Genomic DNA, 8,064 nt, shown 5'->3' on the forward strand with positions numbered 1-8,064 from the left:
TCCTCAAGACGCACCGGGCCCTCGGGGAACCTGAGGTCGTGGGCGAGCAGGAAGTCGCGGCGGAACATCTTGTGCGGGGTCAGGCTCTCCATGAGCGGCGCGTCCTCGACCGTGCAGCGCTCCACGGTGCGTTTGAAGACATTGCTCGGGCCCGCCATGGTGCCCACGACCTTGCCCAGAACGATGTCCGAGCCGTTACGGCTGGCCATACGGTGCAGGTGCTCCAGGGCCCCCGGCGTCAACTCGTCGTCCTGGTCGACGAACTGCACGTACTCACCGCGCGCCTCCCGGACACCCACGTTGCGGGGCTTGCCGGGCCAGCCGGAGTTCTCCTGATGGATTACGCGAACGTGCGGGTGCTGCGCCGCCAGTTGATCGAGACGTTGCGCGGAGTCGTCCGTCGAACCGTCGTCGACGTAGATGACCTCGTACGCATCCTCCCCCAGAGTCTGACGTAAGAGGGAGGGCGCACACATTTCGATGTAACGGCCCGCGTTGTAGACCGGCACCACGATGCTTACCTTGAGCATGAACGCTCCCCCAAACGCGGACCATGTGGCTCGTTGCTCTTTGGACGTTCCGACTCTGGCAAGGCTGCAATCGGTTGCCTGCCTCCGAAACCGCTTCCCTTGTCAATACGGCGCCGGGGCCGCGTATCGGGTCGTGATCAATGAGTACCGCAGCTTCCGGGCGGGTGCCTCTTCGACTGGCCCGTCTGGGGCAAGGCTTCGGCGTAATCGCGTGCTGTCCGGTTCACGCGGATTGGCCACGTGGCTTCGAACGAGTCTGTTCGCCCATGGGGGACTGGCCTGCTTGTCCAGGGCGGGTGATGCCCGCAGGCCCGTGACCCGCCGCCCCGGCTGCGCGGCCGGCCGGTGTATGGGCCGCGTCGACTCGGTCTAAACAGCGTTAAGCGTGCCCGGACAAGGTGGAGGGGACTGAGTCTGCGGCCGGTCGGGTGAAGGGGTGCAGGCCGTCGTCGGAAACGACGACGATGCTCTGTCGTTGCTGGCAGGCAAGTTGGGTGAGCGCCCGCTGCCAGGGCTGCTGCTTCGGTGACTGCCCTCTTTTGGCAGATGGCCCCTGGTCGTCCCCTCGAAGCCAGGGGCTATTCGACACTTTGGAGGTGGCTTGCTTCTGGTTGTCAGGGCTCCCATGCGTTCGGGCCTGCGCCGATCCAATCGATCAGATCCGAGGCGGCGATCTCGTCTTCTTCTCCCATGTCCAGTCCGGCACGGCGGAGGAAGACGATCACGTCCCAGAGGCCGTAGGCGCGACCGACGGGCTCTTCATGAATGCGGACGAGCCGGCCGCTTGCCCACGCACCGGGCTTCGTCGAGAGCGCTCGTGCCGCCGGTGTCGCGGGCCGGCGGGTGCCAGAGGGCAGGCGCGCAGGGGACCGCCAGACGTGAGCTGGATGACGGGGCGTAGGCGCGTGGCGCCGGCCGTGGAGGATGCGTGACCTGGGGAGGTCGAACGCGTCCTTCCCCGGTTCCGTTCACCCGCAGGCAGCTTTCGAGGATCTCGTCGATCACCTCGCCCCGTGGGGCGAGGACGTCGCCGGTGGCCGGGGATACCGTCGACAACAACATCGGCGTCAGCCGTGAGCTGGGCGTCGGCGAACATCGGCCCGCCGACGCAGTGGGGCCGTGGCCGGCTGTGCGGAGCGGGTTGCATGGACCACGGCGGCTGACGGATGAAGCTCTCCCGGTCAGCCCGCTCGATCGCGTCGTCGATCTCCTGAACTGGTTACTCCCCTTCGTCCAGGACGGCGTCGCCGCCCTCGATGTGACGGGCCTGGTTGTAGCCCTCCTCTATCAGGTCGACCGCCCACAACATCGACTGAACACCCTCCAGCTTCGCCAGACGCGGCGTCGGCCCCAGGCGAACCCGCCAGGGTGGAGGTCATGGCGCAGCTGCCGGACGACCGGACCCGGAAGGAGGTCCTGGCGCTCGTGGAGGTCGCGTCGGATGGATCCGAGGGCCTGGCCCGATGTCCGCGATCCGGGCTCGGTGGAGGAGATCCGGGAGGCGTTCGGCCGACAGGGCTGGATCCAGTACATGCCGCATGTCGGGGCGATCGAGGTCCGTGACATCGGCTGGGCGGGCTGACGCCTGGCCCCCTGCTGACGCGAGGCGCCCACGCCACTGACACAGGGCCGACCAGCCGCTGACACGAGAGCGAGAGAGCTGCGGTTTCAGCTCAAGCGGTAGCCGAAGGACGCGAGGCCGGCGACCGCTGCGCGGTGCTGGTAGGCGCGCAGCCCGGGGCGCCGGGGCGCTGGCTTACAGGCGTTGCAATCGCCGGCGGACTGCGCATTCCCGGTGCCCTACTGGGGCTCGCTGCGCAACCCTGGGAAGACACCGCCGCCCACAGCCCGGAGTCCCACCATGGAGAAGATGATCCGATGAAGCGCCGCAACCTACTGCGCGGCGCACTGGCCGCCGGCCTCACCACCCCGGCCCTCGCCGCCCTCACCGCCGCCCGGACCGACGTCGACCAGACCCTCTCCCCCGACGCACCCCAGGATCTGAGCGACCTGGAGGCCGCTGCCGAGAGCTACGGGTACGGCTACCACGGACAGCAGCCCACCCGCGTCCTGGCCGACCTGGTCACCGACTTCACGACCCTGCGCCCGCTGCTCACCGTCCCGCAGCCCGCACCGGTCCGGGCCAGGTTGTGCCGCACGGCCGGGCAGATGGCCGGGATGACCGCGATCGTCTTACACGACCTGGGGAGCCGCCGGGAATCCCGCGCCTGGTTCGCCACGGCCGCCCGGGCCGCCGCCGAATCCGGCGACGACCAGCTGCACGCCTGGGTCCTGGCCCGCGAGGCGATGGTGCCGCTCAACTACGGCGTCCCGAAGGCGGCGGCCAGCCTCGCCGAACGGGCCCGTCACGTCGCCGGGCACCGGCCGACCGCCGCGGCGACGCTGGCGGCCGCGGTCGCCGCCCGCGCCTACGCCCTCAACCACCAGAGCGAACAGGCCCGCGCCGCGCTCGAGGCCGCCGACGCCCTCATGGCCCGGCTCCCCGAGAGCGAGCGGTCGGACACGTGGCTGACGTACGGCGAGCAGAAGCACCACGTCCACCTCAGCCACGCCTTCACCACCCTCGGGGACAGCCGCCTCGCCCACGTCAGCCAGGAGCGCGCCCTGGAGTTGTCCGCGCCGACCAGCACCATGACGCGCACCCTGCTGAACATCGACGCGGCGGCGTGCTCCCATCACGACGGCGACACCGAGCAGGCGTGCCGTCGTACCGTCGCCGCCCTGACAGCACTGCCCCCGGACTACCGCACCGGCCTGGTCCGCCGCCGCGCCCTGGACCTGTACGAGGCGATCTCCGCCCAGCACCACCACGAGCGCGCTGTACAGGAACTACGCGACGTCGTGGCCGGCTGACAACAAGGGCTCCCACAGCGGGAGGAAGCGGCTCGGGCCGGACGCCGCCGAGCTGACTACGCTCGCCGACCACCTCATCGCGCACGGCCCGGCCCTGGAGAAGCTCGCCGTTCCCCTGGCCGGGACCTACGACCCCACCGGGCACGGGCGGCTACTGTTCGCATCGGCTCCGGGAGTGAGGCCGACCAGGTAAGCGTCGCGGTCGGCGTCGGCAAGGTGGGCGAGGCATGCGGTGTAACGGGGACATGGACGCCACGGCAGCCGACGGGGTTGGTAGCAGGGCGTGCGCCGTGTGCGCAGTACTGCCAGGACGGCGCCCCGGGTACGCGGGGTGGCGGCGTACTCATACCGTGATGGCTCCGCGGTGTGTGTCGTACCAGAGGGAAGACGGTTCGCAGCGTGCGGGGCGCTGCCGGGTCAGGACCTGCGGTCGGATAGGAGGGATTCCCATTGCTGCAGATATGTAGAGGCGCTGGCCTGGCTGCGCGCCTCTCAGGAAGTGCCGCTCGGGATCACGCAGTTCTTCGGCTGTTCCTTGCCGGTTGTCCAGCCCAGACCGACGAACTTCAGGGCCCCGCGCACCCTTTGGCCCGGGTTCAGTTCGACCACCGCGACCGGTTTGTCGTACGGATTCCCGCCGTTGGTCAGGCAGATCAGGCCACTCGTGCCCCTCACCCGGTGCACTGACTGGAGTTTCGACCACTCCTGGCCGACGTCCGCGAGGCTGGGCGCCTGCTCGGCGTCCTTGCCCTGTACCTCGTGCAGAGCCGTGCCGATGGTAACGAGGCCGTCATAGACGAGCATGGTGCGGGAGTCCTCCAGGTTCGGGATGGAGCCGAGATCCGTGCCCGCCTTGCCGGTGCTCCTGATCTGGTCATCGAGGGCGTCCAGGGCCGCCTTGGGCTCCGCGAGGTACTGGGGGAGTTCGTTCGCGGTGGGCTCGCGATGGTGGGTCTCCTTCCACCGCTTGGTCCAGGCGGCCAGTTCGGCGTCCCAGGCGGCCGGATGCGCGGGGGCGGCGTACTGGACCGTCACCTTCGCCCGTCCGTCCTCGCCGCGCAGTTGCGCCCAGTCCTTCTCGGACATGGCCTGTCGCAGCGAGGCCGCGTCGGAGCCGCTGATCAGGGTGAAGTGCCGGTTCGCACAGGTCTGCCTGGCGAGCGTGAGCGCGAAGATCCGCAGGTGCAGGGTGCGCCCCGCGAAGTAGACGGTGTCGGCGGCAGAACCGCAGATGTTGTTGGCGATCTGCTCGAACTGGCTGCCGGTCGACCCAGGCTCGTCGATCCCCGGGGATGTGAAGGACATGTCGTCAGGACCCGCCGGACCCGTCTCCTTGATCTGCCGGAACGCGCGCGCCAGCGACTCGTCGTAGGCGTCGGGGCGGGTGTCGTAGACCAGCACCGTCCTGGCGTCCTCCCGGCCCCGCGCGCCGTTGAAGTTGGCCAGGGCCTTGGCCGCGTTGCCGTTGGTGGGGATGATCCGGGCCAGGCCGGGGAATCGTTGCTTCTTCCCGTCGACGTTCGCGATCCCGTCTCCGCTGATTCGGGAGGCGAGCGCCGGGACGCCGTTCTCCGTCAGACGTTCCACGGCCTTCTCGGTGGTTTCGAGGGTGAGGTTGAAACCCGTGACGGCCCGCAGCTTGTCCTTGTCGGAGTGGGCCATGTCGAGCAGCGTGCTCACGACCTGGTCCTGATGCCCGTAGTTCCGCCCGGGGTTGGCCAGCACGAGCCGGATCTTGGGCACCTGGCCCTCGCCCGCGTTGGCCTGCCGCTGTCCGAGATACGCGCCCTGGAGGTCGCTGCGCATCTGCCGCCTCAGCGCCGGCATGTCCGACTGCAGGGGCAGCATCATCGCCACGGTGACGTGGGGCTGCTTCGCGATCCTGTTGTTCTCCGCCGCGATGGCCTTGGCCACGGCGCTGATCTCCGGTGTGCCGAAGTCGTAGCCCGCGCCGTCGACGCCGATGCACTCGCCGCCGGTCTTCTCGATGCCGTCGTGGCAGGTGTCCGGCTTCCCGATGGTGGAACCGCCGATCACGCCGACGGCCACGAGCACCGCCACGCCCGCCAGCGCGTAGAGGATCTTTCCCCATCTGGGCAGCCTTCGATACCCCGGTGGTCTCCAGCTGGGCATCCCCGTTACCTCCCTCGGCCGAGCTGATCGGTGCAGTCGCAGCGGAGCAACGGCTGCTCGTTCGCGGCCAGTTGGCTCCACTGGGTGGCTGTCGGGCCGAGTTCTCCGGCGCCGTCGAAGTCCTTGTTCGAAAGGTCCGTCAGCAACTGTTTCAGCGTGCCGGCCATTTCACCCCCGGTCTGCCTGGTGCGTTCCTCGCACATCCAAACGGCGTGCAGCAGTTGGTCGACGTTACGGCGCAGCGGCGGTCCGTCGACCGTCACCAGGCCCTTGGCGCGCTTGCGGCGCTCGTCCGGCCCGCCCGGATACGGCGCCTGGGCGATCTCCAGTAGTTCCTCGCACCACTGACGGGGGCGGCCTGGGAGGGTGGCGGCGAGGTGGCGGACCACGTCGTCGATGCCGCCGGAGACGAGGTGGTGGTTCATCCGGTGGGTCGTCACCGAGTGGAACACACCGCCGCCGGGCTCGCTGACGGCGTAGTGGTCGCGCAGCAGGTGGTGATCGGCGTACCAGGCGGCACCGTCGTCCTCCAGCCCGTACAGCCGGTGCACCAGCAGCTGGCGAAGGCCGAAGTCTCCGATGAAGTGCCTCTCGCAGCTCGGCCACCCGGTGTCCTTGAGCTGCTCCGCAACCTCATGGGCAGTCAGGCGGTGGACGCGGCCCACCTGGTGATGGCGCAGCAGGACATCCGCACATTCCTGGTCATGCGCCACCGACAGATGGGTGAGGAGATCGAGCCACTGGTCATGGTGGTCGGCCGGAAGCCGCACCGGCAACTGGTCGAGGATCAGCTCCTGAAGCAGTATGTCCGTCACCGGCCGCTCGGGGGCGCCGTCAGGGTGGTGCAGCTTGGCGTCCAGGATGGCCCGGTCGTTGGCGTCCGTCTCCATCGGGTGGTCGGCGGCAGCGATGGCCAGCCGGATCACCGTGTGCGGCCGTCCGCCGCTCAGCTGGGCTACGGCGGCGGTGATACGACGGCGATGCGCACCGCCCTCCCGCTCCGCGCCCACCTGTATTCGCTCGGTCGCCTTCTGGAGCTTGTCGCCGGTGAGGAAAGGCATCCGCAGTATGAGCACCCCGGCGGACAGCGGGCCCTGGTCTCCCTCCGGATCCTCGCGGCGGGACCAGGTGTCCGGCACCCCATCGACGGGCCGGAACGCCGCCACCTCCCTAGGTGACAGACCCCCGTGCAGGAAGGCGCCGCCGTCCGCCCGGCGCGCCGTGCCCACGATCACGACGCGGTCGCGCTGCCCGGCCCGGCGGTCGGTGAGCACGGCACGCAGCAGCCGCTCGCCCAGCGGTTCCTCGGCGTGGTCCAGCAGCAGTCCCGGGCGGCCGATCCGGCCCAGCCAGCCCCCCACCCCGCCGTACGCCGCCTCCAGATCCTCGCGCAGCGCCCGGAACAGGAAGCGCTCCGCGTCCTGCCGCCGTTCGCCGCCGGCCCGGAAGTCGTCGGCGAGCCTGATCAGTCCGTGCCTGGACTGGTCGGCAGCGCCCGGATACTCGCCGTAGATCCGGGTCAGTTCCGCCTCGGCCCGTGGCGTCAGGTGCTCGAAGAGGGCGTCGACGAGCGCGGTTACCGCGGCGCCCCCGAGCGGGCCGAGCGCCTGTCCGGCCAGTACCTCCAGCATTCTCCGTGCGGCTCCCAGGAGCGCGCCACGCCAGAAGTCGCGCGCCCCCAGACGGCGCAGGCGCGGCTGCCGGAGCAACTCCTCGTACCGCTCGACCTCTGTCCTGATCGCCTCACCGGTGCCGCCGGCGACGCCGGTCGCGATCACCGCCAGGCCCGCGAAGAACCGCGGGAAGGTGAACCCACCGCCCGTTCCCCGCCAGGTGTGCAGCAGCAGGGCGGCCTCGACCAAGGCCTCAGTCATTGCCGAGCGGGCACCGGGTTCCGCCCCGGCCCGGTCTGCGTAGACCGGTGAGGCGCAGTCCAGACGGATCACCGGCACCTGGCGGGCGAAACGGTCGTGCACCGCCCGCAGCAGCCACCCCTTGCCCATCCCCGGGCCGCCGGTGAGCAGCACCACGGGCAGGTCGGGGCGGTACAACAGCTCGGCCTCGTCCCCCGACGGCGACCGCCCTAACAGGCGTGCGAAGAAGCCGTCCGCGTCGAGAAGCTTCTCGAAACCCAAATCCTCATACACGCATCTCCCCCGTGGATGCTCTCCCGCCCGGGAGCGGGTGACCGAAGTGGTGGATGGGGATCAGTGGAACACGAGACCTTCAGCCAGGCAACGGCTGTTATGTGAAGGGAAGTTGGTGGTGGGGATTCAGGTGTCTCATGTCGTTGCTTCAGGGCGCGCGGTGGGGGCCGACGGGCGTGAGCCCCGGAGGGTATGAGTACGGCGCCCAGCGTGGAGTCGGCTCAGGTGACGGAGTTGCCGCGGTCGGCTTCCTTCGCGTCCAGCAGTTTGAAGACGGGCTCTCATCTTGTTCTTTATGGTCTGAGTCGGTTTCGTTCGATGATGCTCTCGGGTCGTTTCACGGTCTTGCCCACGTCGTAGCGGGTGGCGGGCCGCTGGTT

The 8,064-nt window shown here is 69.5% G+C and carries 5 protein-coding genes; 2 read left to right on the top strand and 3 right to left on the bottom strand.

What is annotated here, in order from left to right; translation table 11 throughout:
- Positions 1-530, bottom strand: a 530-nt coding sequence (locus ACGFWE_RS43325) for a glycosyltransferase family 2 protein (RefSeq protein ID WP_393606178.1), incomplete at its 3' end; no start/stop codon positions are given.
- A gap of 1,441 nt (positions 531-1,971) precedes the next feature.
- On the opposite strand from ACGFWE_RS43325, the gene ACGFWE_RS43330 reads away from it, so the two are divergent.
- Positions 1,972-2,112, top strand: coding sequence for a hypothetical protein (locus ACGFWE_RS43330; protein WP_393606180.1), 141 nt, complete (start codon positions 1,972-1,974; stop codon positions 2,110-2,112).
- A 296-nt stretch (positions 2,113-2,408) separates the two neighbouring features.
- On the top strand, positions 2,409-3,404 hold the full coding sequence (locus ACGFWE_RS43335) for a hypothetical protein (protein WP_393606182.1): 996 nt from the start codon (positions 2,409-2,411) through the stop codon (positions 3,402-3,404).
- A gap of 492 nt (positions 3,405-3,896) precedes the next feature.
- On the opposite strand, the gene ACGFWE_RS43340 is transcribed toward ACGFWE_RS43335, so the two are convergent.
- Both ACGFWE_RS43340 and ACGFWE_RS43345 read right to left on the bottom strand, forming a co-directional pair.
- Positions 3,897-5,537 carry an ABC transporter substrate-binding protein gene (locus ACGFWE_RS43340; RefSeq protein ID WP_393606184.1) on the bottom strand — a complete coding sequence of 547 codons (1,641 nt, stop codon included), beginning with the start codon at positions 5,535-5,537 and terminating at the stop codon, positions 3,897-3,899.
- A 5-nt stretch (positions 5,538-5,542) separates the two neighbouring features.
- The gene (locus ACGFWE_RS43345) at positions 5,543-7,684 is read right to left on the bottom strand and encodes a hypothetical protein (RefSeq protein WP_393606185.1); all 2,142 of its coding nucleotides are present in this window, start codon (positions 7,682-7,684) and stop codon (positions 5,543-5,545) included.
- Positions 7,685-8,064 lie beyond the last annotated feature (380 nt).

The organism is Streptomyces sp. NPDC048523 (assembly GCF_043199815.1).
Taxonomy (GTDB): domain Bacteria; phylum Actinomycetota; class Actinomycetes; order Streptomycetales; family Streptomycetaceae; genus Streptomyces.